This window comes from Sphaerisporangium aureirubrum (assembly GCF_042658925.1).
GTDB lineage: Bacteria > Actinomycetota > Actinomycetes > Streptosporangiales > Streptosporangiaceae > Sphaerisporangium > Sphaerisporangium aureirubrum.
In genome coordinates this window covers 14,519-41,274 of record NZ_JBHSRF010000016.1, presented here as the reverse complement: position 1 = coordinate 41,274, position 26,756 = coordinate 14,519, and the positions used below count along the sequence as shown (strand labels likewise).

General features: G+C 71.6%; 24 protein-coding genes. 13 read left to right on the top strand and 11 right to left on the bottom strand.

Annotated elements, in window-relative coordinates; all coding sequences use genetic code 11:
• Positions 1-340: 340 nt before the first annotated feature.
• Together ACFP1K_RS14290 and ACFP1K_RS14285 are read right to left on the bottom strand one after the other, a co-directional pair.
• Positions 341-1,594: a serine/threonine-protein kinase gene (locus ACFP1K_RS14290; RefSeq protein ID WP_380752118.1), complete on the bottom strand. Its 1,254-nt coding sequence runs from the start codon at positions 1,592-1,594 to the stop codon at positions 341-343.
• Between the two features lie 80 nt (positions 1,595-1,674).
• Positions 1,675-3,330 (bottom strand): fumarate hydratase, encoded by a 1,656-nt coding sequence (locus ACFP1K_RS14285; RefSeq protein WP_380752115.1) that lies wholly within the window; start codon positions 3,328-3,330, stop codon positions 1,675-1,677.
• Positions 3,331-3,551: 221 nt separating this feature from the next.
• Between ACFP1K_RS14285 and ACFP1K_RS14280 the strand changes: the two genes are divergently transcribed.
• From ACFP1K_RS14280 to iolD, 7 genes are all read left to right on the top strand, one after another.
• Positions 3,552-3,863 carry a hypothetical protein gene (locus tag ACFP1K_RS14280; RefSeq protein WP_380752112.1) on the top strand — a complete coding sequence of 104 codons (312 nt, stop codon included), beginning with the start codon at positions 3,552-3,554 and terminating at the stop codon, positions 3,861-3,863.
• A gap of 108 nt (positions 3,864-3,971) precedes the next feature.
• The gene (locus ACFP1K_RS14275) at positions 3,972-4,955 is read left to right on the top strand and encodes a Gfo/Idh/MocA family protein (RefSeq protein ID WP_380752109.1); all 984 of its coding nucleotides are present in this window, start codon (positions 3,972-3,974) and stop codon (positions 4,953-4,955) included.
• Entirely contained in the window at positions 4,952-5,818 is an 867-nt protein-coding gene (locus ACFP1K_RS14270; protein ID WP_380752106.1) for a TIM barrel protein, read from the top strand. The genes ACFP1K_RS14275 and ACFP1K_RS14270 overlap by 4 nt, the downstream gene beginning before the upstream one ends.
• Positions 5,815-6,759, top strand: a complete 945-nt coding sequence (gene iolC, locus ACFP1K_RS14265) for a 5-dehydro-2-deoxygluconokinase (RefSeq protein WP_380752103.1) — start codon at positions 5,815-5,817, stop codon at positions 6,757-6,759. The genes ACFP1K_RS14270 and iolC overlap by 4 nt, the downstream gene beginning before the upstream one ends.
• A gap of 71 nt (positions 6,760-6,830) precedes the next feature.
• Complete coding sequence (locus tag ACFP1K_RS14260) at positions 6,831-7,712, top strand: Cgl0159 family (beta/alpha)8-fold protein (RefSeq protein ID WP_380752100.1); 882 nt, start codon at positions 6,831-6,833, stop codon at positions 7,710-7,712.
• Positions 7,712-8,572 carry a 5-deoxy-glucuronate isomerase gene (iolB, locus tag ACFP1K_RS14255; RefSeq protein WP_380752097.1) on the top strand — a complete coding sequence of 287 codons (861 nt, stop codon included), beginning with the start codon at positions 7,712-7,714 and terminating at the stop codon, positions 8,570-8,572. The genes ACFP1K_RS14260 and iolB overlap by 1 nt, the downstream gene beginning before the upstream one ends.
• Positions 8,569-10,401 carry a 3D-(3,5/4)-trihydroxycyclohexane-1,2-dione acylhydrolase (decyclizing) gene (gene iolD, locus ACFP1K_RS14250; RefSeq protein ID WP_380752094.1) on the top strand — a complete coding sequence of 611 codons (1,833 nt, stop codon included), beginning with the start codon at positions 8,569-8,571 and terminating at the stop codon, positions 10,399-10,401. Before iolB ends, iolD begins: the two co-directional genes overlap by 4 nt.
• Before the next feature lie 54 nt (positions 10,402-10,455).
• Here the strand turns inward: iolD and ACFP1K_RS14245 are convergent, their stop codons facing one another.
• The 4 genes from ACFP1K_RS14245 to ACFP1K_RS14230 form a co-directional block, all read right to left on the bottom strand.
• Positions 10,456-11,667 (bottom strand): MFS transporter, encoded by a 1,212-nt coding sequence (locus tag ACFP1K_RS14245; RefSeq protein ID WP_380752091.1) that lies wholly within the window; start codon positions 11,665-11,667, stop codon positions 10,456-10,458.
• 256 nt (positions 11,668-11,923) lie between these two features.
• Entirely contained in the window at positions 11,924-12,637 is a 714-nt protein-coding gene (locus ACFP1K_RS14240) for an SDR family oxidoreductase (protein ID WP_380752088.1), read from the bottom strand.
• Between the two features lie 81 nt (positions 12,638-12,718).
• Positions 12,719-13,522 (bottom strand): ABC transporter permease, encoded by an 804-nt coding sequence (locus tag ACFP1K_RS14235; RefSeq protein WP_380752085.1) that lies wholly within the window; start codon positions 13,520-13,522, stop codon positions 12,719-12,721.
• Positions 13,519-14,475: an ABC transporter ATP-binding protein gene (locus tag ACFP1K_RS14230; protein ID WP_380752082.1), complete on the bottom strand. Its 957-nt coding sequence runs from the start codon at positions 14,473-14,475 to the stop codon at positions 13,519-13,521. Before ACFP1K_RS14230 ends, ACFP1K_RS14235 begins: the two co-directional genes overlap by 4 nt.
• A 98-nt stretch (positions 14,476-14,573) precedes the next feature.
• Between ACFP1K_RS14230 and ACFP1K_RS14225 the strand changes: the two genes are divergently transcribed.
• Entirely contained in the window at positions 14,574-15,254 is a 681-nt protein-coding gene (locus tag ACFP1K_RS14225; RefSeq protein WP_380752079.1) for a DUF1707 SHOCT-like domain-containing protein, read from the top strand.
• Between the two features lie 2 nt (positions 15,255-15,256).
• Here the strand turns inward: ACFP1K_RS14225 and glpX are convergent, their stop codons facing one another.
• A complete protein-coding gene (glpX, locus tag ACFP1K_RS14220; RefSeq protein ID WP_380752076.1) occupies positions 15,257-16,291 on the bottom strand; it encodes a class II fructose-bisphosphatase in 1,035 nt (344 codons plus the stop codon).
• 144 nt (positions 16,292-16,435) lie between these two features.
• Between glpX and ACFP1K_RS14215 the strand changes: the two genes are divergently transcribed.
• The gene (locus tag ACFP1K_RS14215) at positions 16,436-17,032 is read left to right on the top strand and encodes a TetR/AcrR family transcriptional regulator (RefSeq protein WP_380752072.1); all 597 of its coding nucleotides are present in this window, start codon (positions 16,436-16,438) and stop codon (positions 17,030-17,032) included.
• Positions 17,033-17,565: 533 nt separating this feature from the next.
• Positions 17,566-18,096: a DUF4245 domain-containing protein gene (locus ACFP1K_RS14210; RefSeq protein WP_380752069.1), complete on the top strand. Its 531-nt coding sequence runs from the start codon at positions 17,566-17,568 to the stop codon at positions 18,094-18,096.
• 273 nt (positions 18,097-18,369) lie between these two features.
• Here ACFP1K_RS14210 and ACFP1K_RS14205 read toward each other — a convergent pair whose 3' ends face one another.
• Together ACFP1K_RS14205 and ACFP1K_RS14200 are read right to left on the bottom strand one after the other, a co-directional pair.
• Positions 18,370-19,551, bottom strand: a complete 1,182-nt coding sequence (locus ACFP1K_RS14205; protein WP_380752066.1) for an IS701 family transposase — start codon at positions 19,549-19,551, stop codon at positions 18,370-18,372.
• A 102-nt stretch (positions 19,552-19,653) separates the two neighbouring features.
• On the bottom strand, positions 19,654-20,946 hold the full coding sequence (locus ACFP1K_RS14200; protein WP_380752063.1) for an MFS transporter: 1,293 nt from the start codon (positions 20,944-20,946) through the stop codon (positions 19,654-19,656).
• A 284-nt stretch (positions 20,947-21,230) separates the two neighbouring features.
• Here ACFP1K_RS14200 and ACFP1K_RS14195 point away from each other — a divergent pair, with 284 nt between their 5' ends.
• From ACFP1K_RS14195 to ACFP1K_RS14185, 3 genes are read left to right on the top strand one after another with little or no spacing between them, the layout of a single operon-like run.
• Positions 21,231-22,277, top strand: a complete 1,047-nt coding sequence (locus tag ACFP1K_RS14195; RefSeq protein ID WP_380752060.1) for a class I SAM-dependent methyltransferase — start codon at positions 21,231-21,233, stop codon at positions 22,275-22,277.
• 13 nt (positions 22,278-22,290) lie between these two features.
• Positions 22,291-23,805 carry an asparagine synthetase B family protein gene (locus ACFP1K_RS14190; RefSeq protein WP_380752058.1) on the top strand — a complete coding sequence of 505 codons (1,515 nt, stop codon included), beginning with the start codon at positions 22,291-22,293 and terminating at the stop codon, positions 23,803-23,805.
• Between the two features lie 4 nt (positions 23,806-23,809).
• The gene (locus ACFP1K_RS14185; RefSeq protein WP_380752055.1) at positions 23,810-25,189 is read left to right on the top strand and encodes an ATP-grasp domain-containing protein; all 1,380 of its coding nucleotides are present in this window, start codon (positions 23,810-23,812) and stop codon (positions 25,187-25,189) included.
• A 98-nt stretch (positions 25,190-25,287) separates the two neighbouring features.
• Here the strand turns inward: ACFP1K_RS14185 and ACFP1K_RS14180 are convergent, their stop codons facing one another.
• Both ACFP1K_RS14180 and xseA read right to left on the bottom strand, forming a co-directional pair.
• The gene (locus tag ACFP1K_RS14180; RefSeq protein ID WP_380752052.1) at positions 25,288-25,530 is read right to left on the bottom strand and encodes an exodeoxyribonuclease VII small subunit; all 243 of its coding nucleotides are present in this window, start codon (positions 25,528-25,530) and stop codon (positions 25,288-25,290) included.
• A gap of 10 nt (positions 25,531-25,540) precedes the next feature.
• Complete coding sequence (gene xseA / locus ACFP1K_RS14175; protein ID WP_380752049.1) at positions 25,541-26,749, bottom strand: exodeoxyribonuclease VII large subunit; 1,209 nt, start codon at positions 26,747-26,749, stop codon at positions 25,541-25,543.
• Between the last annotated feature and the right edge of the window lie 7 nt (positions 26,750-26,756).

The window sequence follows — 26,756 nt, the reverse complement described above, 5'->3', positions numbered from 1 at the left end:
ACGGCGGAGCCCGTTGCCCCGTCGGGGGTCGTCTTACCGGCGCCGGGTCGGTGGGACGGTGTACGGCGAATGCGGCGCCGCTGTGCGGCGAGACACCGATCCAATAGAACCCGTTGTGGCGAAGCACGATGAGCCCGGCAGGATCGGGGGTGCGGGGGTTTCCCCCGCATGAGAACAGCCCTTGCGCCTTTCCGCGCGAAGCGCGCCCTCCGCGAGGACCATTTCACCGGCGCTGCACACACGACGGGTTGTCCGCCGTACGGCGGCGCCGAGTTCGCCGTACTACGTCTCGCCGACCCGGCGCCGGCTGGGGTGGGACAGCAGACCGACGGGCAGTCGGCTAGCGGGGGTCGCGGCGGAAGGCTGAGATGAGTCCCAGGAAGGCTTGGGTGAGGCGTTGTAGGAAGGTGGTGGGGGTGGGGCCGGGGGAGGAGCGGCGGCGGTTGGACGAGGGGTCGGGGGACTTGCGGTGGAGGCCTTCTATGGGGCGGCGTTGGTTGCGGGGGACGGGGGTGCCGTTGCCGGGTGGGGGGACGTAGATGGCTCGGTCGGCGCGGTGCTGGCCGCGGTGGGAGGTGCGGCGGGGGGCCGACGGGGTTCCCGGCGGGGTTCCCGTGAAGGGGAAGGCGGCGGACTGGGGGTGGCCGGTGGGCTGGTTGGCGGAGCGGGCGTTGCCGGAGCGCTGGGCGGGTGGTCTGTTCATGGGGGACATCGCGGCGGCGATCTGGGAGCCGCGGGAGCGGTGGGCAGGGCCGCCCAGGGGCTCCTCGGCGGAGCCGCCCGCGGCGACGCGGGCGAGCATCAGGGACGCCCGGCCCTCGTCCAGGCGCGCGGCGGGGTCGATCTGCAGCAGGCCGTGCAGGACGGGGGCCAGCGGGCCGGCCAGCTGCATGGGGATGGGCTCGCCGCTGGTGAGGGCGGCCAGGGCCGCGGCGGCGGTGCGGCGGCCGTGCAGGCCCCGGCCTTCCACGGCGGTGTAGAGGGTGGCGCCCAGGGACCACAGGTCGGCCGCGGAGCTGGCGCGGTCGCCGAGGACCCGCTCGGGGGCGATGTACCCGGCGGAGCCCAGCACGATCCCGGCCTGGGTGATCGAGGTGTCGCCCTCCAGGGCGGCGAGGCCGAAGTCGGTGAGCACGGCGCGGTCCTCGGTCACCAGGACGTTGCTCGGCTTGACGTCGCGGTGCAGGATGCCCTTGGCGTGTACGGCCCGCAGCGCGCCGAGCACCTGGTGCCCGATCTCGGCGACCCGGCGGGGCGGCAGCGGGCCCTCCTGCCGCACCAGCTCGTCCAGGGACTGTGCGTGCAGCAGCTCCATGACGATCCAGGGACGGTCGTCCTCGGTGATGACGTCGAAGACCGTGATGACCGACGGGTGGGCGACCTTCGCGGTGGCCCTGCCTTCACGTTCGGTCCTGGCGCACAGCTCGGCCCGCAGCTCCTCGTCCAGCACGAGGGGCAGTCTGACTTCCTTGACAGCCACATCCCGGCCCAGAAGACCGTCGTGGGCACGCCAAACAGTGCCCATGCCGCCACGGCCGATCGGCTCAAGGAGCCGATATCGCGAGGCTAGCTCGTATCCGGACGGGGCGCGCATGGGTGGCAGCTTACCGATTTGTTCTTCGTCGCCTGTAGAGGCCATGCCGAATCTCTGTTGAGATCCTCTGTCAGGATCAGTCAGATTCTGCGACCGATGGTGAGCACCGGGCCGGTGGTGTCCTGGAAGAAGTCGTCTCCCTTGTCGTCCACCACGATGAACGCCGGGAAGTCCTCGACCTCGATCTTCCACACCGCCTCCATGCCGAGCTCCGGATACTCCAGCACCTCGACCTTGCGGATGCAGTCCTGGGCGAGCCGCGCGGCGGGCCCGCCGATGGAGCCGAGGTAGAAGCCGCCGTGCGCCTTGCAGGCGTCGGTGACCTGCTTGGACCGGTTGCCCTTGGCTAGCATGACCAGCGAGCCGCCGGCGGCCTGGAAGCGCTCGACGTAGGAGTCCATGCGCCCGGCGGTGGTCGGGCCGAAGGAGCCGGAGGCGTAGCCGGTGGGGGTCTTGGCGGGGCCGGCGTAGTAGACGGCGTGGTCCTTGAGGTACGCGGGCATCTCCCCGCCGGCGTCCAGCAACTCGGCGATCTTGGCGTGCGCGATGTCCCGGGCGACGACGAGCGGGCCGTTCAGCGACAGGCGGGTCTTGACCGGGTGGCGGGAAAGCTCGGCGAGGATCTCGGGCATCGGGCGGTTCAGGTCGATGGACACGACGTCCTCGGAGAGGTGGTCGTCGGTTGTCTCGGGCAGGAACCGTGCCGGGTCGGTCTCCAGCTTCTCCAGGTAGACCCCGGACGGGGTGATCTTGGCGAGTGCCTGCCGGTCGGCGCTGCACGACACGGCGATGGCCACCGGGCAGGACGCGCCGTGCCGGGGCAGCCGGATGACGCGTACGTCGTGGCAGAAGTATTTGCCGCCGAACTGGGCGCCGATGCCGAGCCGCTGGGTCAGCTCGAACACCTTCTTCTCCATCTCCAGGTCACGGAACCCGTGCCCGGCGGGCGAGCCCTCGGTGGGGATGGAGTCGAGGTAGCGGGCCGAGGCGTACTTGGCGGTCTTCAAGGCGTACTCGGCGCTGGTGCCGCCCACGACCACGGCCAGGTGGTACGGCGGACACGCCGCGGTCCCGAGCGAGCGGATCTTCTCCTCCAGGAAGGCCAGCATGCGCTTCTCGTTGAGCACGGCCTTGGTCTCCTGGTACAGGAACGACTTGTTGGCGCTGCCGCCGCCCTTGGCCATGAACAGCAGCTTGTACTCGTCGGGGTGGCCGTGCGGGTCCTCGGCGTACAGCTCGATCTGCGCGGGGAGGTTGTCGCCGGTGTTGCGCTCGTCCCACATGGTCAGCGGGGCCATCTGGGAGTAGCGGAGGTTCAGCTCGGTGTAGGCGTCGTACACGCCGCGCGCGATGTGCTCGGCGTCGGCGCCGTCGGTGAGCACGTGCCGCCCGCGTTTGCCCATGACGATCGCGGTGCCGGTGTCCTGGCACATGGGCAGCACGCCGCCGGCGGAGATGCTCGCGTTCTTGAGCAGGTCGAGGGCGACGAAGCGGTCGTTGCCGCTGGCCTCGGGGTCGTCGATGATGCGGCGCAGCTGGGCGAGGTGGCTTGCGCGCAGGTAGTGGGAGATGTCGTGGACGGCGGTCTTGGTGAGCAGGCGCAGCGCCTCGGGCTCGACCTCCAGGAACACCCGGCCCGCCGCCTCGACCGTGCGCACCCCCTCCGCCGTGATCAGACGGTATTCCGTCTCATCCGCGCCCAGCGGCAGCAGGTCGGTGTAGTCGAACTCGGGCATCGGTCGTGCTCCTCCGTCTCGCCGGTCACGGCGGCACGCGCGCACCCGCCGTCGCTCCAGCAGATTACGACGTCCGCCGGACAGTTCCGGACACGGGGCGCCGGGGTCCTTAAAGAAACGATGGGAGGAGGCAGACGTCTCGGGGTAGCGAATCAGACGAAAGGCGTTATATACGCGTTCGATAATGAAATCCGGCACTCCATGCATCGAAGGGGGTAGCTATGGGGGGATACATCGTCCTGGTGGTGTTCGGCGTGGTGGTCGTCAGCTTGGCTCTGGGGGTCGCGCTGGTGACCATCGTGCTCAAGGGCATCCGCGGTGACCCGGTGCAGTGGCCGGTCAAAGCGGAACGCGGCCGCAAGGGCACCCGCGAGGTGACCGGCGCCAAGGGCAGGGCCGGGATCGAGGAGGGGCCGTCCCGCGAGGGCGAGCACCACGAGTGGACGGGCCAGGATCTGGCGGGGGACGACATGCGCCCGATCGGGACCCACGACGAGAAACACGCCACGCCGGGCCACGCCCGCTGGTGGTGAACGACGCTCCGCCCATAGTCCACATGTCTGGACAAAGTCTTGACTCCCGTCGCCCAGGTACTTAGAACTGGGACGGGTGCGATGACCTGATCGATGGGCGGAGGCGGCATGCGTGTGGGTCTAGTGGGTCTCGGCCGGATCGGTGCGTTCCACGCGGCGACGCTCGCCGCCCATCCACGGGTGGGCGAGCTGGTCCTCGCGGACGCCGACGAGACGCTGGCCAAGGAGGTGGCGGGCCGGGTCGGCGCCAAGGTGGGCGACGTGTTCGACACCGACGCCGTGGTGGTCGCCACCCCGACGGTCACGCACGCCGAGCTGATCCTGCGGGCCTGCGCCGAGGGGGTGCCGGTGTTCTGCGAGAAGCCCGTCGCGCTCGGCGTCGATGAGACCAGGCGGGTAGCCGAGGCCGTCGAACGGCACGGCACGCTCGCGCACATCGGGTTCCAGCGCCGCTTCGACGCCGGGTACGCCGCCGCGCGCCGGGCCCTGCGCGCGGGCGAGCTCGGCGACCTGCACCGCGTCCACATGCTCACCGCCGACCCCCGCCCGCCCGCGGCCGCGTACATCGCGCTGTCCGGCGGCATCTTCCGAGACTGCCACATCCACGACTTCGACATCCTGCGCTGGGTGACCGGCCGCGAGGTGGACACCGTCTACGCCACCGGGAGCAACCGGGGCGCGGGGTTCTTCGCCGACGCCGGGGACGTGGACACCAGCGCCGCCCTGCTCACCATGGACGACGGCACCCTGGTCACCCTCCAGGGCTCGCGCTACAACGGCGCGGGGTACGACGTGCGGATGGAGCTCGCGGGCACCCTGCGCACCGTCGTGGCCGGTCTGGACGAGCGCGTGCCGCTCACCTCGGCCGAACCGGGCGCCTCCTTCCCCGGCGATGATCCCTGGCCCGACTTCGGGGCCCGCTTCGAGGCCGCGTACGCCGCCGAGATCGACGCCTTCCTCACCCTCGCCGCGGACGGCGGCCCGAGCCCGTGCACCGTCCAGGACGCCCTCGCCGCGCTGCTGATCGCCGAGGCCGCCGAGGCGTCCCGCCGCGGCGGGAGCCCGGTGCGGGTCGCGGAGGTGGCGAAGTGACCCTCAAGGTGGCGGCGGCGCCGATCTCGTGGGGCGTGTGCGAGGTGCCCGGCTGGGGTCACCAGCTCGGCCGGGACCGGGTGCTCGCCGAGATGCGCTCCCTCGGCCTCACCGCCACCGAGCTCGGCCCGGACGGCTTCCTGCCGGTGGACGCCGGCGAGCGCCGCGCCCTGCTGGAGACGTACGGCCTGCGGGGCATCGGGGGATTCGTCCCCCTCGTCCTGCACGACCCCGGCCACGACCCGATGCCCCAGACGGAGGCGGTGCTGGAGTCGTTCGCCGAGGGCGGCGTCGAAATGGTCGTGCTGGCGGCGGCCACCGGCACCGACGGCTACGACGAGCGTCCCGTGCTGGACGACGGCGGCTGGGCCACGCTGCTGGCCAACCTGGAGAAGGTGCGCGCCGCGGCCGGGAGGTCCGGCCGCGCGGTGACGCTCCACCCGCACGTCGGCACCATGATCGAGACCCGGGCCGAGGTGGACCGGGTGCTCGACGGCTCCGACATGCCGCTTTGCCTGGACACCGGGCACCTACTCATCGGGGGCACCGACCCGCTCGACCTGGTGTCCAGGGCAGCAGCAAGGGTGGCACACGTTCACCTCAAAGACGTGGACGCCACGCTCGCCGGCCAGGTCCGGGCCGGAAAGATCACCTACACCGAGGCCGTCCGCGAGGGGATCTACCGCCCGCTCGGGCAGGGTGACGTGGACGTCGCGGGCATCGTGGCACGGCTCGGCCTCGCCGGGTACGACGGCTGGTACGTCATGGAGCAGGACGTCGTGCTGGACGCCGAGCCGCCCGGCAACTCCGGGCCGGTGTCGGCGGTGCGGCGGAGTCTCGCCTACCTGGCCGGGCTGGCATGACCGAGGTGCTCACGATCGGCCGGGTGGGTGTCGACATCTACCCGCTGCAGGTGGGTGTCTCGCTGCGGGAGGTGGAGACCTTCGGCAAGTACCTCGGCGGCAGCCCCACCAACGTGGCGGTCGCCGCCGCCCGCCTCGGCCGCTCGGCCGCCGTGATCACCCGGACGGGGGCCGACCCGTTCGGTCTGTTCATCCATGACGCGCTGCGGTCGTACGGCGTGGACGACCGGTACGTGACCGAGGTGCCGGGCCTGCCGACGCCGGTGACGTTCTGCGAGATCCGCCCGCCGGAGGACTTCCCGCTGTTCTTCTACCGCTACCCGAAGGCCCCCGACCTGGAGATCCACCCCGAGGAGCTGGACCTCGCGGCGGTCAGGGGCGCCGGCCTGTTCTGGGCGACGGTCACCGGCCTGTCCGCCGAGCCGTCCCGCGCGGCCCACTTCGCGGCCTGGACGGCCCGGGGCCGCGCGCCGCTCACCGTGCTGGACCTCGACTACCGGCCGATGTTCTGGCCGTCCGCCGCCGAGGCGCGCGAGCAGGTCGGGGAGGCGCTGAGGCACGTCACGGTGGCCGTGGGCAACACCGAGGAGTGCGAGGTGGCCACCGGTGCCCCCGACCCGTACGAGGCCGCCAAGGCGCTGCTGGACCTCGGCGTGGAGCTGGCCGTCGTCAAGCGCGGCTCGGACGGCGTGCTCGGCATGACCCGCGAGGAGACCGTGGAGGTGCCGCCGGTCCCGGTGGAGGTGGTGAACGGCCTCGGCGCAGGCGACGCGTTCGGCGGCGCCCTGTGCGACGGCCTGCTCGCCGGCCGCGGCCTGGCGGACACGCTGCGCTTCGCCAACGCCGCGGGCGCCATCGTCGCGGGCCGGCTCGCCTGCGCGCCCGCCATGCCCACCACCGCCGAGGTCCACGCGGTCCTGTCCGGAGACGCCCATGCCTGACGACCGCACCGCGCCGCACGGAGCCGCCGCGCCGCCCCGGGCCACCGCCGCCGCGCCGCTCGGAGACGCTCATGCGTGACGAGGACCGCAGGCTGCTGGCCGAGTACCGCGCCCGCCACCCCGGCAAGATCGCCGAGGCCGCCGCGGCCCGCCGCCGCCGTCCGCTGCTGGGGGACAGGGACCAGCTGCTGATCATCGCGGCCGACCACCAGGCCAGGGGCACGCTCGCCGTCCGGGGCCGCCCGCTCGCCATGGCCAGCCGCATCGACCTGCTGGACCGGCTGCGCGCCGCGCTGGCACGACCGGGGGTGGACGGCCTGCTCGCCACGCCCGACGTCGTGGAGGACCTGCTGCTGCTCGGCGCGCTGCACGACAAGGTCGTGATCGGGTCGATGAACCGCGGCGGCGTGCACGGCGCCGTCTTCGAGTTCGACGACCGGTTCACCGCCTACGACACCGAGTCGATCGTCCGGATGCGCCTGGACGGCGGCAAGATGCTCTGCCGGGTAGGCCTGCGCTCCCCCGAGACCGCCGCCACGCTGGAGTCCTGCGCCCGCGCCGTGACCGGCCTGGCCCGCGAGGGGCTGGTGGCCATGGTGGAGCCGTTCTGGTCGGACCGCGACGCGACCGGCGTGCGCCACGACCTGTCCGCCGAGGGCATGATCCACGCCATCCACGTGGGCCAGGGCCTCGGCGCGACCTCCGCCCACACCTGGCTGAAGATCCCGGTGATCGACCAGATGGAGCGGGTCATGGAGGCCACCACGCTGCCCACCCTGCTGCTCGGCGGCGACCCCACCGCGGCCCCCGACGAGGTGTACACCTCGTGGGGCAAGGCGCTGCGGCTGCCCGGTGTGCGGGGGCTCGTGGTGGGCCGAGCGCTGCTCTACCCTCCCGACGATGACGTGGCCGCGGCCGTGGACACCGCCGCCGGGCTGTTGGAGGTCTCCTGATGTCGTACATCCCCGCGGGAACCACCGCCGTGACCCCCTGGACGCTGGCGATCACCCCCAAGCTCGCCGGGTGGACGTACGCCGGTCTGCGCGCGCTCACCCTCTCCGGCGAGAGCGTCGAGTTCGCCACCGGCGACGAGGAGATGCTGGTCCTGCCGCTCTCCGGCTCGTGCGCCGTCGAATGCGAGGGCGCGCGGCTGGAGCTGCGCGGCAGGCGCTCGGTGTTCGAGGGCGTCAGCGACTTCGCGTACCTCCCGATCGGCGCCACCGCCCGCGTCACCGGCCACGGCCGCTTCGCGCTGCCGTCCGCGGTCGCCACCCGGCGGTTCCCCGTGCGGTACGGCGCCGCGGCCGGGGTGCCGGTGGAGGTGCGCGGCGCGGGGCAGGCGAGCCGCCAGGTCAACAACTTCTGCGCGCCCGGCGCGTTCGACTGCGACAAGCTGGTCGCCGTCGAGGTGCTCACCCCCGGCGGCAACTGGTCGTCGTACCCGCCGCACAAGCACGACACCCTGTCGGAGCACGAGGCCGTGCTGGAGGAGATCTACTACTTCGAGGGCGGCCCCGGCTACCAGCGTGTGTACGGCTCACCGGGCCGGCCGATCGACGTGCTGGCCGAGGTGGGCTGCGGGGACGTTGTGCTGGTGCCGCACGGCTACCACGGGCCGTCCATGGCCGCGCCGGGCTACGACCTGTACTACCTGAACGTGCTCGCCGGGCCGGCCGAGCAGCGGTCCATGGCCTTCTGCGACGACCCCCGGCACGCGTGGATCCGCTCCGGCTGGGCGGACCAGGAGGTCGACCCCCGGGTGCCGATGACCGCCGCGCCCGCCGCCGGCGAGGCGGGAGAGGAGCAGTCATGAGCACGATACGGCTGACCGTGGCGCAGGCGCTGGTGCGCTTCCTGGCCAAGCAGTGGAGCGAGCGCGACGGCGTCGAGCAGCGGCTCATCGAGGGGTGCCTCGGCATCTTCGGGCACGGCAACGTGGCGGGCATCGGCCAGGCGCTCGCCGAGCAGGGCGGCGGCCTGCGCGACCCGCTGCCGTACTACCTGGCGCGCAACGAGCAGGCCATGGTGCACACGGCCGTGGGGTTCGCCCGCGCCCGCGACCGGCTGTCCACGTTCGCCTGCACCAGTTCCATCGGGCCCGGGGCCACCAACATGGTCACCGGGGCGGCGCTCGCCACCATCAACCGCATCCCGGTGCTGCTGCTGCCGGGCGACGTCTTCGCCACCCGCGCCTCCGGCACCGTTCTGCAGGAACTGGAGGACCCGCGTTCCTACGACGTCACCGTCAACGACTGCCTGCGGCCGGTCTCACGCTTCTTCGACCGCGTCTACCGGCCCGAGCAACTGCCGTCCGCGCTGATGGCCGCCATGCGGGTGCTCACCGACCCCGCGGAGACCGGTGCGGTGACCCTGGCCCTGCCGCAGGACGTGCAGGCCGAGGCGTACGACTGGCCCGTCGAGCTGTTCGAGCGGCGGGTCTGGCACGTGGCGCGGCCGGTGCCCGACTCGGCGGCGGTGGAACGGGCCGTCGAGACGATCAAGGCGTCCCGCAGGCCGCTGATCGTCGCGGGCGGCGGGGTCGTGTACAGCGAGGCGTGGGAGGAACTGGCCGCGTTCGCCGCGACGCACGGGGTGCCGGTGGGGGAGACGCAGGCGGGCAAGGGCGTGCTGCCGTACGACCACCCGTGCGCGCTCGGCGCGATCGGGCACACCGGCACGGCCGCCGCCAACGCCATCGCCCGCGAGGCCGACCTGGTCATCGGGATCGGCACCCGCTACACCGACTTCACCACCGCCTCGCGCACGCTGTTCGGCGACGTGCGGTTCGTCAACCTCAACGTCGCGGCGTTCGACGCGGCCAAGCACGCGGGCGTCATGCTGGTGGGCGACGCCCGGGAGGGCCTGGCGCTGCTCGACCTCGGGGACTGGGCCGCCGACCCGTCGTGGACGGCCCGCGCGGCCCGGCTGAGCCGCGAGTGGCGGGAGCGCGTCGCCGTGGTGCTCGCCGAGGACCGCCTGACCCAGCCGGTGGTGCTGTCGGTGCTGAACGACGTCGCGGGCACCGACGGCGTGGTGGTGAACGCCGCCGGGTCGATGCCCGGGGACCTGCACAAGCTGTGGCGGGCCGCCGGGCCCAAGGGGTACCACGTGGAGTACGGCTACTCGTGCATGGGCTACGAGATCGCGGGCGGCCTCGGCGTGAAACTGGCCGCGCCGGAGCGCGAGGTGTTCGTGCTGGTCGGCGACGGGTCGTACCTCATGATGGCCCAGGAGATCGCCACGGCCGTGCAGGAGGGCGTCAAGCTGGTCGTCGTGATCGTGGACAACCGGGGCTTCGCCTCGATCGGCGGGCTGTCGGAGTCGGTGGGCGCGCGGCGGCTCGGCACGGCGTACCGCGTGCGGACCGCGTCCGGGCATCTGGACGGCGGTTTCGTCCCGGTGGACCTCGCGGCCAACGCCGCCAGCCTGGGCGCCGACGTGCTGCGCGCCGCCGACCCCACGTCGCTGCGGGCCGCGCTGCTCAAGGCCAGGGAGGCCCGCGCCACGACCGCCGTGTACGTGGAGACGGTCCCCGGGCCCGCCGTGGAGACCAGCGCGTGGTGGGACGTGCCCGCGGCCGAGACCTCCGACCTGCGCGAGGCGTACCTGCACGCCAAGCGGGACCAGCGTCCCTATCTGTGACGCCCCTGTACGCGCCGCCGGGCCGGGAGGAGTGGTGCCCGGTCCGGCGGCGCGTCAGACCCGGGCGGGCCGGGGGTCCGGAGTGGCCGAGGGCTGGAAGCCGCGGGCGAGAACGATGATCGCGGCGGCCAGGACGAGCGGTGCGACGAAGGCGACCTGGTAGTTCGCGGCCTCGGCGATGCCGCCGACCAGGGCGGCGCCGACGATGAAGCCGACGTAGTTGAACATGTTGACCCGGGCGATGGCCACGCCGGTGCCCGCCGGGTCCAGCCGGCCCGCCGCGGAGAACGACTGCGGGGCCACGACGGACAGGCCCACGCCCGCCACGGCGAACGCGGCCACGGCCACGGGCTCGTTGGGCGCGGCGGCGATGCCGACGAAGCCGAGCGTGGCGAGCGCCCCGCCGATCCGCACGATCATCGCCGGGCCGTACCTGCGGACCGCGAAGTCGCCGCCGACCCGGACCAGGAAGGTCGTCGCCTGGTAGGCGCCGAGCGCCAGCGGCACCACGGCGGGCGCCGCGTGCATGATCTTCTCCATGTAGACGGAGCCGAAGTTGGAGATGGACGCGTCCCCGACGTACAGGAACGCCATCGCCAGGCAGAGCGGCAGGATCGGCCGCCACGGGAACCGTGCGGGCCGCGCGGCGCCGGACGGCACGGCGTCCCCGGTGGATCTGGCCGCCACCGTTCCCGCGTGCTCGTCGTCCGGGCCGAGCAGGGTGCCCGCGGCGAGCACGCTGATCACCACACCCAGGGCCATCGCGATCGCGAAGGTGGCCCACAGCTCAAGTTCCAGGCCGCCCGCCGCCGAGGCCCAGGCCGCGCCGCCCACCGCCGCGGCGCTCCACAGGGCGTGGAAGCCGGTGAGCACCGGCCGGCCGTACCGGCGCTCCACCGCGACCGCCTGCATGTTCATGCCCGCGTCCACCGAGCCGAGGCCGAGGCCGAACAGGACGTTCGCCGCGACCAGCAGCGGAACGCTGGACGCCAGCCCCGCCAGCACCACCGCCAGGCAGGCGAGCGGCTGGGCGAACCGCAGCACCACCCGGCTGCCGTGCCGCTTGGCGACCTCCCCGGCCAGCACGCTGCCCGCGCCCGCGATGACGGGCACGACCAGCAGCAGGATGGACAGCTCCCCGTCGCTGAGCCCGTGCTTGCGCTGCAGGGCGGCGACCTGGGTGAGCAGCGTCGCGAAGGTCAGCCCCTGCACGAAGAACACAGCGAAAGTGGCGAGACGCGCACGCCGCTCGCGGTCGGTCGGCACCACAGCCTCCGCGCAGAACATGAGCCAGAATCAAGTTCTGGTCAGGCTATGGCTCCCCTCCGGACCGGGTCAATAGCCCCCGGGCCGGGATCGCGCGACGGCCTTTCCGGGACTCACGCGGCGGCCTCTCCAGGACTCGCGCGGCGGCCTTTCCAGGACTTACGCGGTGGCCTTTCCAGGACTCGCGCGGCGTGCGACCGGCGCTCGCGCGGGGGTGCCGTCCCCGGCCGCGCGGGGGGCGGCCCGGGGGTGCGCGTCAGGCGGCGCTGCGGGGGTAGAGCTGGGCGGGGTCCAGCGCGGTCAGGGGCTTGACCGCGGCGCTGACCTCGTCGGCGAGGATCTCCGCCGCCCCGGTCTCGACGCCGTCGAGCGCCTTGCGCGCGATCTCGGCCGGGTCGCTCTTCTGGACGGCCGGGTCGCGCAGGATGCCGGTGTCGGTGAAACCCATGTGCAGGCTGGACAGCTCCACGCCGCGCGCGGGGAGGGTGTCGCGCAGTCCGTTGGTCGCCATCAGGAGGGCCGCCTTGGACGCCGCGTACGCCGTGTACTGCCCGAAGCCGGGCGGCACGGCGAGACCCAGCACCGAGTTGACGTTCAGGATGTGGCCGCCGCCGTTGCCCGTGATGATCGGGACGAAGGCGCGCATCAGCCGCACCGGGCCGAAGAAGTTGACCTCGAACTCGTGACGGACCCGCTCGAGGTCGTCGTCCAGCAGGTCCAGGCCGAGGTCCACCCCGGCGTTGTTGATGAGGATCCGCACGTCCGGGGCCTGCGCGGCGAGCGCGGCCACCGCCTCGGGGTCGGTCACGTCCAGCCGCAGCGGCACGGCGCCCGGCGTCGTGACGGACCGCGGCTCACGGGCGGCGGCGTACACCTTGCCGGCGCCGCGGGCCAGGGCCTCCTCGACCAGGGCCTTGCCGATGCCGCGGTTGCCACCGGTGACGAGGACGACGGCGTCTTGGATCTTCATGGACGACTCCACACGTAGGAAACAGATCGGTTTACCTCCGCAAAGGTACACCGATCTGTTTCCTGTGTCGAAAACCGGCCCCTAGTCGATGAGCCGGGCCCGCATCTTCCAGACCGCGAGCAGCCACATCAGCGCGCCGAACCCCAGCAGGAACGCCACGTGGCCGAGGTCGACGAGCCCGAGCCGGCCGAAGACGGAGCTGCGCACCAGCTCCACGCAGTGGTACAGCGGGTTCAGCCGGGCCACCCCGGCCGCCCACGGCGGCAGCTGGTCGATCGGGAAGAAGGTGCCCGCCACCAGCAGCATCGGCGCCAGGATGCCGCTGATCACGTAGTCGAAGGTGTTGATGGACGGGACGATGGCCGACATCCAGATGCCGAACAGCGAGAACGCCAGCCCGGTCAGGAAGCCGATGAACGGCACCAGCAGCATGCCAGGGCTCGGATCCAGCCCGAAGGCCATGCCGACGAGCACCGGCGCGCAGCCGTACAGCCCGGCCTTCGCCGCCAGCCACGACGCCTCGGCGGTCACCAGCTCGTGCACGTCCACCGGGGCGGCCAGCACGGCGTTGTAGGTGTGCTGGAAGGTGCGCCGGATGAAGCTGCCGAACATCGCGCCGAACGCGCTGATGAACAGCACCGACGTGGCCACCACGCCGGTCGCCACGAAGTCGCGGTAGTTGTAGCCGTACGCCGCGCCGATCACCGAGCCGAAGCCGAACCCGAAGGCCAGCAGCCAGATGGTGGGCTCGACCAGCGAGGCGAACGAGGTGGACGCCCAGTAGCGTTTGTACAGGGCCGTCTCGCGGCTCCACACGCCGCGCACGGGGGCCCACTCGAACCACCGCGGCGGGGGTGCCTGGCTCGCGGGCTCAAGGGTCGTCATTCCACACTCTCCCCGGTGAGGATCACGAACACGTCCTCCAGGCTGGCGGCGCGCGTGACCGTGGGCGCGCCGAGCTTCTCGCGGAGGGACTCGGGCTGCCGCTCGGCGGCGAGCAGCGATACGGACGGGCCGGTGCGGCGCGTCCTGATGCCCGAGGCGGCGGCCAGATCGGCGATCTCGGCCAGCCGCTCGGGCGAGCCGTGGTGCTCGTCGACGTGCGTGCCCGCGTGCTCGGCGATCAGCGCCGCCGGGGTGCCCCTCGCCACCACCCGGCCGTGCGACATCAGCGCGCACTCGTCGGCGAGCCGCTCGGCCTCCTCGATGTAGTGGGTCGACATGAGCGTGGTCACGCCCTCGGCGCGCAGCGCCGCCACCAGGGACCACAGCTCCTGGCGCACCTGGGGGTCCAGGCCGACGGTGGGCTCGTCCAGCAGCACCAGGCGGGGCCGGTGCACGAGGCCTCGGGCGATCAGCAGGCGGCGGCGCATGCCGCCGGACAGGTCGTCGGCCTTGGTGTCGGCGCGGTCGACGAGCTGGGCCACCTGGAGCGCACGGCCCACGGCCGCCGCGCGGTCGGCCTTCGGCACGCGGTAGAGGTGGGCGAAGACCTCGAGGTTCTGCCGGGCGGTGAGCTCTTCGTCGAGGTTGTCCTGCTGGGGGACCACGCCCATCAGGGCGCGGGCCGTCTTGGACTCGCGGGGGAGCGGGTGGCCGAGCACGGAGATCTCGCCGGCGTCCGCGCGGGACTGCGCGGTGAGCAGGCGCATCGTGGTGCTCTTGCCCGCGCCGTTCGGCCCGAGCAGGCCGAGGCAGATGCCGTACGGCACCTCCAGGTCGAGGCCGTCGACGGCGGTGACGTCGCCGTAGCGCTTGATCGCGCCGCGGATCGATATGGCGCTCTCGGATCGGGCGGGCGTGGTGCTGTCCTTGGACCGCAGGTGCACGGTGGGCATGCGGTCACCATAGGAAACGGCACCGGCTGAAAGCCATCGAGTTTACGCTCGCCACGCCGCTATCCCGGTACCCCCTACCGACCGGTTAGTGTCAAGGGGTGGCGACGCGGAACGAGCGGTGGGGCGAGCGCTGGAACCAGCACGGAGCCCCGGCATTGCGGCAATTGCTGACCGGCGTGCTCGGCGGGGAGCAGCGCGGCGGCGACCCCGGGCCCGGGCTGTTGCGGGCCTCCGACGAGGACCGCGAGCGGGTGATCACCGTGCTGCGCGACGCCGTGGCCGACGGCAGGATCACGCACGCCGAGCACGAGGAACGCGTCGAGGGCGTGTACGCCGCCCGCACCCTCGGCGAGCTGGCCGCCTTCACCACCGACCTGCTCCCCGAGGAACAACAGCCGCTGCGCGCAGACGGCCGTCCGGTGACGGCCCTGTTCCGCCCCGAGCAGCGCGAGGGCCGGTGGGTGGTCCCCACCCACTACCCGGTCACCGCCATCGGCACCGGGGTCACCCTGGACCTGCGCGAGGCGCTCCTGCAGAGCAGCCACATCACGGTGCAGGCCACGGTGATGGGGGCCACCCTCACCTTGATCGTGCCCGAGGGCGTCCGGGTGGTCATGCCGGCCTCGGCGGTGCTCGGCGGCAAGAAGAACCAGGTCCCCGAGTCGGCCCCGCCCGGCGCCCCCGTCATCGAGATCACCGGAATGATCATGATGGGCAATGTCGTCGCCAAGTGCCCCAAGCCCCCGAAACGCGGCAAGATCCGGCGCGGCCGTTCCTGAGCTCAGGTGGCGGTGTCGAAGTTGATGGAGCTGTAGGCACCCAGCTTCCAGAGCTGGTGCTCGCTCTCCACCTTGCGGACGGTGCCGGAGCGGGCGCGCATCACCAGGGAGTGGGTGACGGCGGCACCGGCGCGGTAGCGGACGCCGTACATCAGCTCGCCGTCGGTGATACCGGAGGCGGCGAAGAAGACGTCGTCCGAGCTGACCAGGTCGTTGGTGCCGAGCACCTGGTCCAGATCGTGACCGGCGTCCAAGGCACGGCGGCGCTCGGCGTCGTCGCGGGGCCAGAGCTTGCCCTGGATCACCCCGCCGAGGCACTTGAGGGCGCACGCGGCGATGATCCCCTCGGGGGTGCCGCCGACGCCGAGCATGAGGTCGATCCCGGTGTCCGGCCGGGCGGCCATGATGGCGCCTGCCACGTCGCCGTCGGTGATGAACTTGATCCGGGCGCCGGTCTCGCGGATCTCCTTGACCAGCCGCTCGTGACGGGGACGGTCCAGCACGACCACGGTCACGTCCGAGGGCCTGACCCCCTTGGCGCGGGCGACGGCCGCGACGTTGGCGGCCACCGGGGCCTCGATGTCCACCGCCTCCGCCGCCTCCGGGCCGGTGGCCAGCTTGTCCATGTAGAAGACGGCCGAGGGGTCGTACATCGCCCCGCGCGGGCTCACCGCGATCACCGAGATGGCGTTCGGCATGCCGAGGGCGGTCAGCCGGGTGCCGTCGATGGGATCGACGGCCACATCGCAGTCGGCGCCGGTGCCGTCGCCCACCCGCTCGCCGTTGAACAGCATCGGCGCGTTGTCCTTCTCACCCTCGCCGATCACCACGACGCCGGTCATCGACACGGTGTTGATCAGCTGGCGCATGGCGTTCACGGCCGCGCCGTCGGCGCCGTTCTTGTCGCCGCGCCCCACCCAGCGGGCCGCGGCCATGGCGGCGGCCTCGGTGACCCGCACCAGTTCCATGGCCAGGTTGCGGTCGGGCGCGTGCTTACCGGTGGCGAGCACCGGAGGTACCGACGTCTCTTCCGACATAATGCCAAGCTCCCTTACATATCCCGCCCAAGCACCTCGGGACGCCCGCCGGATCGCCGGGCGGCCACCCGGTTACCTATCCAGCCGACTACAACGATCGTAGTTGTCTCACCTCGGCGCCCTCCGGCGGCTACTGTCACCACCATGAGCAGCGACACGGAACGAACGGTGACGGTGCGCACCTCCGAGCGCGGCGCCGCCACCCGCGGGGCGCTCCTTGACGCCGCCCGGGAGATCTTCGTCACCCGTGGCTTCGCCGAGGCCGGGGTCACCGACGTCGTCTCCCGCGCCGGCGCCAGTGTCGGCAGCCTCTATCACCATTTCTCCGGAAAAGCCGATCTATACCTAACGCTCTTCGACGAATTCCAGGTCCGCCAGACCCAGCGCACCAAGCAGGCCGTCCACGCCGCCAGATCCGCCGGCGAATCCGACCCCATGCGCCTGTTCATAGCCGGCGCCCGCGCCTACCTCGACGGCTGCTTCGACGAACGCGAGCTGGCGGCCCTGTTCCTCCGCGGCGACGGCCCCCCCGGCTTCGAGGTCATCATGCGCGACCGCATGCGCCAATGGGCCCGCCGCAACGCCGCCCTGTTCGACGAGGACAGCGGCGCCCTGGTCCTGGTGGTAACCGGCGCCCTAGCCGCCGCCGTCTCCGAAGTAGCCCTCTCCGACGACGTCCCCACCACCAAAAAACTGGCCGAAGAAACCCTAACAATCATCGCCCGCATCAAACGCCCCTAACCACCCACAAACCGCCGCCACCCCCCAAGCCTCACCCAACCCGTGGCGCAGCATGCACCCGTCACCTCCGTCACCTCCGTCACCTCCGTCACCTCCGTCACCTCCGTCACCCCGGTCACCCCGGTCACCCCGGCCCCCGCACCCCTGGCCCCCCGCCTCGTTTCGGCGCCGACGCGGCGGGACGTGGTACGGCGAATTCGGCGCCGCCGTACGGCGCCGGACCGGTCAGTGCGGCCGTGCCCCTCACCCCCGGGGTCCTCACCTCCATGCGCCGGGGGCGCATTCCGGCTCGGGCTGTTCTCCCCAGGGGGCTCCGCCCCCCTCGCCCCCCGAAACCCGTCCACCTCCGCCATCAGTAAGGCTTTGAGCTTGGCCAGCAACGGCAGGTGACAACACCGGACGGTTCACGGCCGACCTTCAACCCCCACCCCGGGCAAGACCCGCACGACGGATCCGCCACCACGAAGCGATCACCGGAGCCACGTGGCGCCCGAGATCGGGACCGACCTCGTACGGCGGTATCCTCCCTGGTTGTGCGCCGATTCAGCGAGGGATTCCTGGGCTACGTGTTCGCCGTGCTGTTCTGCCTGGCGATCGTGGGCGTCTTCCTGCTGATCACCCCGCAGAGCCGCACCGAGCACATCCCGAGGGTCGACTACTCCATGACCCTGGCCCAGCTCCGCCGCACCGCCCCCTACGAGGTCCGCGTCCCCACACCGGTCCCGTCGAACTGGGTCCCCAACAGTTCCAACCTCGACCCCGGCGGCTACACCACCTGGCGCCTCGGCTTCGCCACCGCCCGCCGCTCCCACGCCCTGCTGGCCCAGAGCGACGAACCCGCCGCCACCTTCGCCTCCCGCATGGCCAACAGCGACAAGGTGACCGGCACCCGCCAGATCAACGGCACCACCTGGCAGGAACGCGTCCGCCCCGACAAGAACCAGCGCACCCTGATAAGCCTCCAGCCCGGCGTAACCGTAGTCGTAACCGGCCAAGCCGACTGGCCAGAACTGACCGCCCTAGCCGCCTCCCTCAAACCCCAGCCCCGCTCCCAACCATCCTGAAGCGCCCCCAAAACCCCGGCCGGTCCTGCTCGCGTCCCACCCCTCGGGCCTCCCTCCGCGCGCAGAGCGCACTGTGTTCTCCCAGGGGGCGCTGCCCCCCTCGCCCCCCGGAAATCCCTGCCGCCAGGCGTCCCCGCACCGACTCAGTACTCCAGCATCACTTTGTGATCTCTGGCTGTCTTCGGCGGTAGCGGCTGATCTTGGCTGTGTACTGGTGGCGACGGCGCCAATGCGACCACGTCCAGATTTGATCAAGGTCGGGTGGTCGTGTGATCATGTGTGCCAGCAGACGCCGGACCTCTCCCATCGAGAGGGGGACAAGGCCGTCTCGATCCGCCTGGGCCGGCTGTTTGCCGCAGTGACGGCAAGATAAGCGTGAGCGAGCATGGCCAAGGTGATGTGCCGATACCAGGCCTGGTAACGGCGGACTTGGTACTGATCCAGTCCGACCTCGGTCTTGGCGCTCTGGAAACACTCCTCAACCGCCCACCGGCTCCCGGCGACCTTCACCAGGTCGCCGATCGTGGTGCCGGCCGGACCGAAGCCGAGGTAGAAGGCCACCTCATCGGGATGCGCGATGCCGCGCCGGATGAGGATCCACCGCTCATACCCCTGCTCCGGGTCGCGGATGATCGGCAAGGTCGCCATCGCCCAGTCATACAAGCGCGGGCCCTTGGCCCCCTGACCGGCCGAGAGCCGCTTCCAGGCGGACGCCGGCACCTCGGCCACCAGACTCTCGGCACGTGCCCTGGGGCCGAGCCCTGCGCTGATCGCCTGACTGCGCGGCACCGCCACCACATAGCCGATGCGGTACTGCTCGAGAAACACACGGAACTTGTATTCCTGGCCATAAGCCTCATCAGCCGTCACCCACGCGGCCGGCACCCCCGCCTCGATCGCCCGCATCAGCATCCGGCGTGCCAGCACCTGCTTGGTGGCGAACTCCACCTCGGACCCGATGCCCGCCCCGGCGCACCGGTCCCGATCCCCGATCCACGACTTGGGCAGATACAGCTCCCGGTCCACCAAGGTGGGGCCGGCACCGGTCGCATACGCCAAAAACACCCCCAGCTGGCAATTCTCGATCCGGCCCGCCGTGCCGGAGTACTGGCGCTGCACCCCGGCGGACCTGCCGCCCTTCTTGACGAACCCGGTCTCGTGCACGACCAGCACACCATCACGCGAACCCAGGTGCTCAACCACGTACGCCCGCAGGTCATCGCGCACAGCGTCGGCGTCCCACCGGGCCGCGTTCAGCAGCCGCTGCATCCCCAGCGGGTTACTCTCACCCGCCGCCTCAGCCAGCGTCCACCCGTTCTTGCCCTCGATCGGCGCCAGCAGCCCCCGCACGTACGCCCGCGCCCGCCGCCGCGGCTCCGGCCGGCCGAACCGGCCCGCCACCCGAGCGAACAGGTCATCCAACCCCGCCACCCACGCGGCGAGATCATGATCCATCACAAGAGCGGCACACTACACACCGAAGATCACAAAGTGATGCTGGAGTATTAAGTGTTCCTGTTAGGCGGCAGACACCAGGAACGACCCCTCACAGCTCGCTTACGACACCAGGCCCCGATCCAGGCGGTCCGCCCCCGCGCCGGCGTGGACGCCGTGGCGGGCGAGCGTCATGGCCGCCACGGTCGTCACGCCGCACAGTAGCCACACCCCATCCCCGAAGGCGGTCCAGGCGGCCACGCCGAGGATGGGGCCAAGGGAGTTGGCGAGACCGAACATCGCGTTGGCGGCGCCCAGGTACCGGCCCTGGTGCCCTCCCCGGCCGGCCTGGGCAGGGTAGGCGAAGTACATGGACGGTGCTCCGGCCATCTCGCCGAGCGTCCACACCAGGGTCGCGACGATCATGCCGGCTACTCCCCACGGCGGCGCGTACAGGGTCATGCCGAGGCCGGTGAGCGCCATCCCGCCGAGGATCGCCAGGCGCGGCGGCCGGCCCTGGACCAGCCGGGTGACGAGCAGCTCGCAGGTGATCACGAAGACGCCGTTGACCGAAATCAGCACGGCGTACACCACCACGGGCATGTGGTGGTCGCGGATCGCCAGCGGGAGCGTGGACAGGTACTGCACGTAGACGACGGAGTGGAGCAGCAAGGCAGCGAGAAACAGCAGGTAGGGGCGGTCACCGAGCATCGTGCGTCCTCGGGCGGGCGGCGCGGCCGGTCCGAGGGCTGGAGCTGCGGCGAGTTCAGGAGACGTTTCCGCCCCGGCTCCCGGGCTCGAGGCGGGGCCGGGGGCCGGGACCGAGGCGGGGCGGCGGGGCAGGGCGACGCCCGCGATCACGGCGTAGGAGATCGCGGCCAGGGCCTCACCCCAGAACAGGAGGCCGTAGGAGACCGACGCGAGCGCGACGCCGGCCAGCGGGAGGGCGGTCGCGCCGAGGTTGACCGCGAGCCGGTTCATCGCGAAGACCATCAGCCGCCGCTCCGGCGGCACCAGGTCGCTGAGCATGCTCGCCGAGGCGGGCCGGTACGCCTGGCCGACCGCGCCGGTCAGCGCGATCAGGACGATCTTCGCGGGGTACGGCCCGAGGTAGTAGACGCCGAGGAGCAGCCCCGCCGTGCACGCCATGGAGACGACGATCGTGCGGCGCCCGCCGAGCAGGTCCGACAGCCAGCCACCCACCAGCATGCCGCCGATGGACCCCGCGCCGTACGCGCCGAGAGCGAACGCCGCCTGCGTGTCCGAAAAGCCACGGTCGGCCATGTAAAGGATGGCGAAGACCTGGAGGAAACCGCCCAAGCGGTTCACGAAGGTACCGGCCAGCAGTGCCCGGGCGGCGGGCGGCGTCGCGCGCCAGGTGTCCAGGGCTCCGGCCCCGCTCAGCCGAGCCGGCACGCGTGGGCCCCTTCCTCGGGCGACGCGGCGTCCTCGCGTCCGCTCGCCCGGAACGGGTGCCGGCTTCTGTTGGCCGGAAGCGGCCATTTCCCCCCGCCGCCGCGCCCGACTTCTCCTGGCCTCGACGCGGAGAATCCGCAGCACATCCGGCACTCACAGCATTCATGGATCTTGAGTCGATGCTCCGGGACCGCCGCTCGTCGCTTAACACCGCTCATTGACACTCTACTTGACCCTTGATAGGAAGCCCATGGCATTATTCGATTCTAACAACAGGGAAGCGTGTGACCATAAAGGCGTTACTGCGACAGCCTTATCTTCCCGGCCTGCCCCTCGGGGATTATCTCGACCAAATCGGCAAACGTTTCCCTGATTTCGGCCGCGTCCTCTGGTTCGACCGAAAAGGCGCCGCCGAGGCGCTGGCCGGGCTGTCCGCGACCACGAACGAATTCGAGACCAACGACGACGACGGCCGGGGCGACTCCTATCGCCGGGCGCAGCTCAATCGAATGATTCGGGCGCGCGGCATGCGCACGCTGTTCACCCTCGCTGCCGGGGTGCCGGACATGGAATCCATTCCGCCCGGCTGGACCCTGCTCGACCTCCTCGGCGGGGACGGGCTGCTGGCCCGGGTCTTCGCGTCCATGGCTCCCCGGCCACACCACGCCGTGATCACCAGCGACATGGCCGGTCACATGGTCGCCGCGGCGCTGCACGCCGGGCTCCCCGCCATCCGCCAGCAGGCACAATTCCTGTTCATGCGGGACGAGTCCGTGGACGCGGCGCTGCTCGCGTACGGCACGCACCACATCGCGCCCGAGGACCGGCTCGGCGTCTGCCAGGAGGCGGCCCGGGTGCTGCGGCCCGGCGGACGGCTCGTCCTGCACGACTTCGAAGCGGGCGCCCCGGCCGCCCTGTGGTTCTCGGAGGTCGTCCACCGATATTCCAGGGCAGGTCATTCCTATCACCATTTCACGGCTGCGGAAATGGCGGGTCATCTGAAACTCAGCGGGCTCGGATCCGTCCTGGTTCGCCGTGTCTACGACCCGCTCGTCATACGCGGAGGCTCAGCCGCCGAGGCGCGCAACCTGCTCGCCGACTACCTATTCGACATGTACGGGCTCACCGGCCTGGCGTTTCCGCAGACCTCGCTGGACGACCTCCGGCAGACGGTGTGGAAGCTCGCACAATACCACTTCGCGCACAGTGCGAAATATGCGCCCGACGACGCCGGACCCGAATGGAAGCGGGAGCCGGTCGTCTACCGCGACGGCGCCGAGTGGGTGGCCGAAATCCCGAGAGTGGCCCTTGTGGCCGTCGGCGAGAAATGACCGAGGAGAGACCATGTGCGGAATCACGGCGGAAATAGCCGGGCCGGCCGGCGGCGTGCCGGGCACCCGGGTGCAGGTGATGCTCTCCGAGATCCGTCATCGCGGCGACGCCGAGCATTTCGGCGGTGTGGCCGAGCTTCCGGGCGCGGCGCTGGGCTGCAACCGCCTGGCCATCGTGGACCGCGCGACGGCCGCCCAGCCCATGTCCGACACCGCGCGGAACGTCTGGGCGACGTTCAACGGCGAGATCTACAACCACGCCGAGCTGCGCCGCGAGCTGGCCGGGCTCGGCCACCGGTTCCAGACCGCCTCCGACACCGAGGTCCTGGTGCACGGCTACCGCGAGTGGGGAGCCGACCTGCCCCTCCACCTCGACGGCATGTTCGCGTTCGTGGTCTACGACGCCTCCCGGCGGAGCTTCCTGTGCGCGCGGGACCGGTTCGGGGTGAAGCCGCTGTACTGGGCCCGGGACGGCGACCGCCTACTGTTCGCGTCCGAGATCAAGTGCTTCCTCCCGATCCAGGTGACTCCCCGGGAGTTCCCGCCCGGCCACCTGATGGTGGACGGCGCGGGCCCGCACCGCTACGACGAGCGGGACGACAGCCCCCTGCCAGACGGCGAGGACGAGCTCGTCGCCGGGTTCCGCGGGCTGATGGACAACGCGGTGCGCAAGCGTGTCCAGACCGACCTGCCGATCGGCGTGATCTACAGCGGCGGCGTGGACAGCGCGGCCGTCCTCGGGCTGGCGGCCCGCCACCACCCCGACGTGACGGCGATCACCGTCGGCTTCCCGGGCGCACCTGACCTGGACTTCGCCGAGCGCTCCTGCCGGGACCTCGGCATCCGGCAGATAACGCGGCACCTGGAGTACGGCGAGCTCATCGACAGCATGAAGTCGATCGTGCAGCAGGTCGAGACCTTCGAGGTGATCGACATCATGGACTCCTGCGTGATGGCGCCGGCCTACGAGGTGGCGCGCGAGCTCGGCCTCAAGGTCGTGCTGGTCGGGGACGGCAGCGACGAGTCGCTGGCCGGGTACGAGCTGTTCCGCGAGCACCCCGACCCGGTCGCCATGAGCCGCTACCGCGTGATGAACCTGCACCGCACCGACCTGCAACGGGTCGACCGGCTCTCCATGATGAACACCGTCGAGGCGCGCGTCCCCTTCCTGGACCGCGAGGTGGTGGACTTCGCCTGGAAGCTCCCGATGGAGTACAAGTTCCGTGACGGCATCGAGAAGTGGATCCTGCGCGCGGCGATCAGCGGCGTGATCCCCGACTACCTGGCCTGGCGCCCGAAGATCAGAATGCCGCAGGGCACCGGCCTGCTGTTCCAGCTCATCGACTTCGCCCGAGGGCAGGAGACGGGCCTGGACGGCGAGCTGCTGCGGGAGATAGGCCTCGACCAGCCCGAGGCGGCCTACTTCCTCCAGGCGTACCTCGACGCCGGCTACCCCCTGCCGCCCGCCCGTTACCGCAGGCCCGGCTGGGACTTCGCGGCCAACGGCTACTTCGTCTTCCAGGAGTAGGCCGATGACCAGACCCCCGATCCTGCTGGTCTACGCGCGTGGCGGACCGCCGCTCTCCGACGTGCTCCCCCGCGTCGCCGCGCACGCGGAGGTCCATCTGCTCGCCATCTCCGCACCCCCGGCCGGGGGTGGGGCGGCCATCGCCGCGCACTGCGCCTCCGTCCTCGACGCGACCGGGGACGGGCTCGCGGGCGAGGCGCTGGCGGGCCGGATCGTCGAGGCGGCGCGGTCCGTCCGCGCCCAGGGCGTCCTCACCTTCTCGGAATTCGCCCTGATCGCCACCACCGTGGCCGCCGAACGGCTCGGCCTGCCCGGGCCGGGCGGCGAGGTGATCAAGGCGCGCAGCAAACGGCTCATGCGGCGGACGTGGGCCGAAGCCGGCGTGCCGGTCCCAGGTTTCCACCCGGTCGACTCGGTGGAGGACCTGCGCCTCGCCTGGACACTGCTCGCCCCGCCCGTGCTGCTCAAGACGGCGTGGGGCGCGGGCTCGATCGGCCAGGTCGTCGTCGAGCGGCCGGAGGACATCCCCTCCGCGTACGCCCGGGCCCGCGCCGCCTCCGAGAAGGCGCGGCAGGCGAACATGGCGGAACTTTACGTGGCCGAGCCCGGCGAGCTCATCGCCGAGGAGATCATCGTGTCCAGCCGGTCGTCCTGGCACGACGACGCACGGTACGCCGACTACCTCAGCGTCGAGGGCCTGGTCGTCGAGGGAACCTACCACCCGGTGTGCATCACCGAGCGGCTCCCCACGCTGCGCCCGTTCGTCGAGCGGGGCAACCTCGCGCCGTCCGTCCTGCCCGAGCCGCTGCAGCGCGAGATCGAGCGGGTGTCGGTACAGGCCGTGAACGCGCTCGGGCTCGGCACCTGCGGCACCCACACCGAGATGAAGCTGCTGCCCGGCCGGCGAGTCTGCCTGCTGGAGACGGCTGCCCGCTTCGGCGGGCACCTGCTGACCCGGCAGGTTGAGGCGATCCACGGCGTCGACCTGGTGGGAGCCCTGACGATGGCCTCACTCGGGAACAACCCGGGCCTACCCAAGCAGATGATCACCGGCCCCGGCCGCCGGGCCGCCGGCTCGGTCAACATGATCGCGGCCGATTCCCTGGGCGTCCCATGGAGGAGCACACCCACGTTCGAGCCCACCCACCTCGACCTGCGTTCCCTGGTCTCGCCCGGGAGCCACATCGAGATCGTGCCAGACCTCACCAGCCTGCCGCCGGGAACGCCCATGGCGTCCTTCGACCCCCCACGAGGTTCCCTCAATCTTGCCGGGGTCTTCTACATCGAAAGCCCCGACTCCAGAACCCTGGCCCACGACGCGTACACAATCCTGAACCAACTGGAAACAGCAATGACCGCCGCCTCCACGTCCACCTCGGCCTGACCACCGCCTCCCTGGCGGTCGTGGCAAGAGTCTTTCAGGCGACCGATCGGCAGATAGGGAGTGTCCTCCGAGGGATCGCCGGGCCCTGCGGTGAGGAACTAGAAGGGGGCGTCATCCGAGCGGGCGTCGGGGCCGTCCTCGCGGCGGGCCATGGCGGCGGCCAGTTTTACGCGGGCGCCCTGGAGCCATTCCTCGCAGAGGGCGGCTAGGCGTTCGCCGCGTTCCCACAGGTCGATGGACTGTTCCAGGGTCAGGCCGCCGGTCTCCAGTTTGCGGACTACCTCGGTCAGTTCCTCGCGGGCGCGTTCGTAGGACGGGGTCTCGGCGTTCTCCTCGGTCACTCTGGCCACCCTATTGGGGTTCGGAGACGGTTACGGCGATCCTGGTGTCGGAGAAGCGCACGCTCAGGTCGTCGCCTTCGGTTACGTCGGCGGCCAGGCGTATCACCTCGCCGTCGGGGCGCTGGACGATGGCGTAGCCGCGTTTCAGGGTGGCGGCGGGGGAGAGGGCCACCAGGCGGGCTCTCAGGTGGCCGAGGGAGTCCTCGGCGCGGTCCAGGGACGAGGTCAGGCAGCGGCGGGAGCGCTCGCGTAGGCCGTCCACCTGTTCGGCGCGGCGTTCGATCTCGCGGACGGGGTCGGCCAGGGCGGGGCGGGACTTGACGGCGGAGACCCAGGAGAGTTCGCGGTCGAGCCAGCCGACGACCACGCGGCGTCCCCGGTCGCGCAACTGCCTGATCAGGGCCAGTTGCTCGCCGACGTCGGGGACCACCTTCTTGGCGGCGTCGGTGGGGGTGGAGGCCCGTAGGTCGGCGACCAGGTCGATCAGGGGGTTGTCCTGCTCGTGGCCGATCGCGCTGACGACGGGGGTGAGGCAGGCCGAGACGGCGCGGACCAGGGACTCGTCCGAGAACGGGAGCAGATCCTCCAGTGAGCCGCCGCCTCGGGCGATGATGATCACGTCGATCTCGCGGTCGGCGTCGAGCTTGCGGAGTGCCTCGGTGACCTCGCCGACGGCGTACTGGCCCTGCACGGCGACCTGCTCCACGGTGAAGCGGACGGCGGGCCAGCGGCGGCGGGCGTTCTCCAGGACGTCGCGCTCGGCCGCGGAGTCGCGGCCGCAGATCAGGCCGACGACGTGCGGGAGGAACGGGAGCCTGCGCTTGCGGTCGGCGTTCGCCAAGCCCTCGGCCACGATGATCTGGCGCAGGCGTTCCAGGCGGGCCAGGAGCTCTCCGACGCCGACCGGGCGGATCTCCAGGGCGGTGAACGCGAACGAGCCTCGGTTGACCCAGAAGTCGGGCTTGACGAGCACGACGACGCGCGCGCCGTCCACGGGCCGGGGGACCGTGGCCTCGTACACGTTGCGGGGGCACGTCACCCGGGCCGAGACGTTCGCCACGGGGTCGCGCAGGGTCAGGTACACCGTGCCGCCCCGGGAGGAGAGGTCGGTGATCTGGCCCTCGGCCCAGACCACGCCGAGCCTGCCGATCCACTGCGCCACCATCTGCAGCACCGACCGGATCGGCAGGGGCTGCTCCGGTGTGGTCTTCGCCGTCATGCGGGCA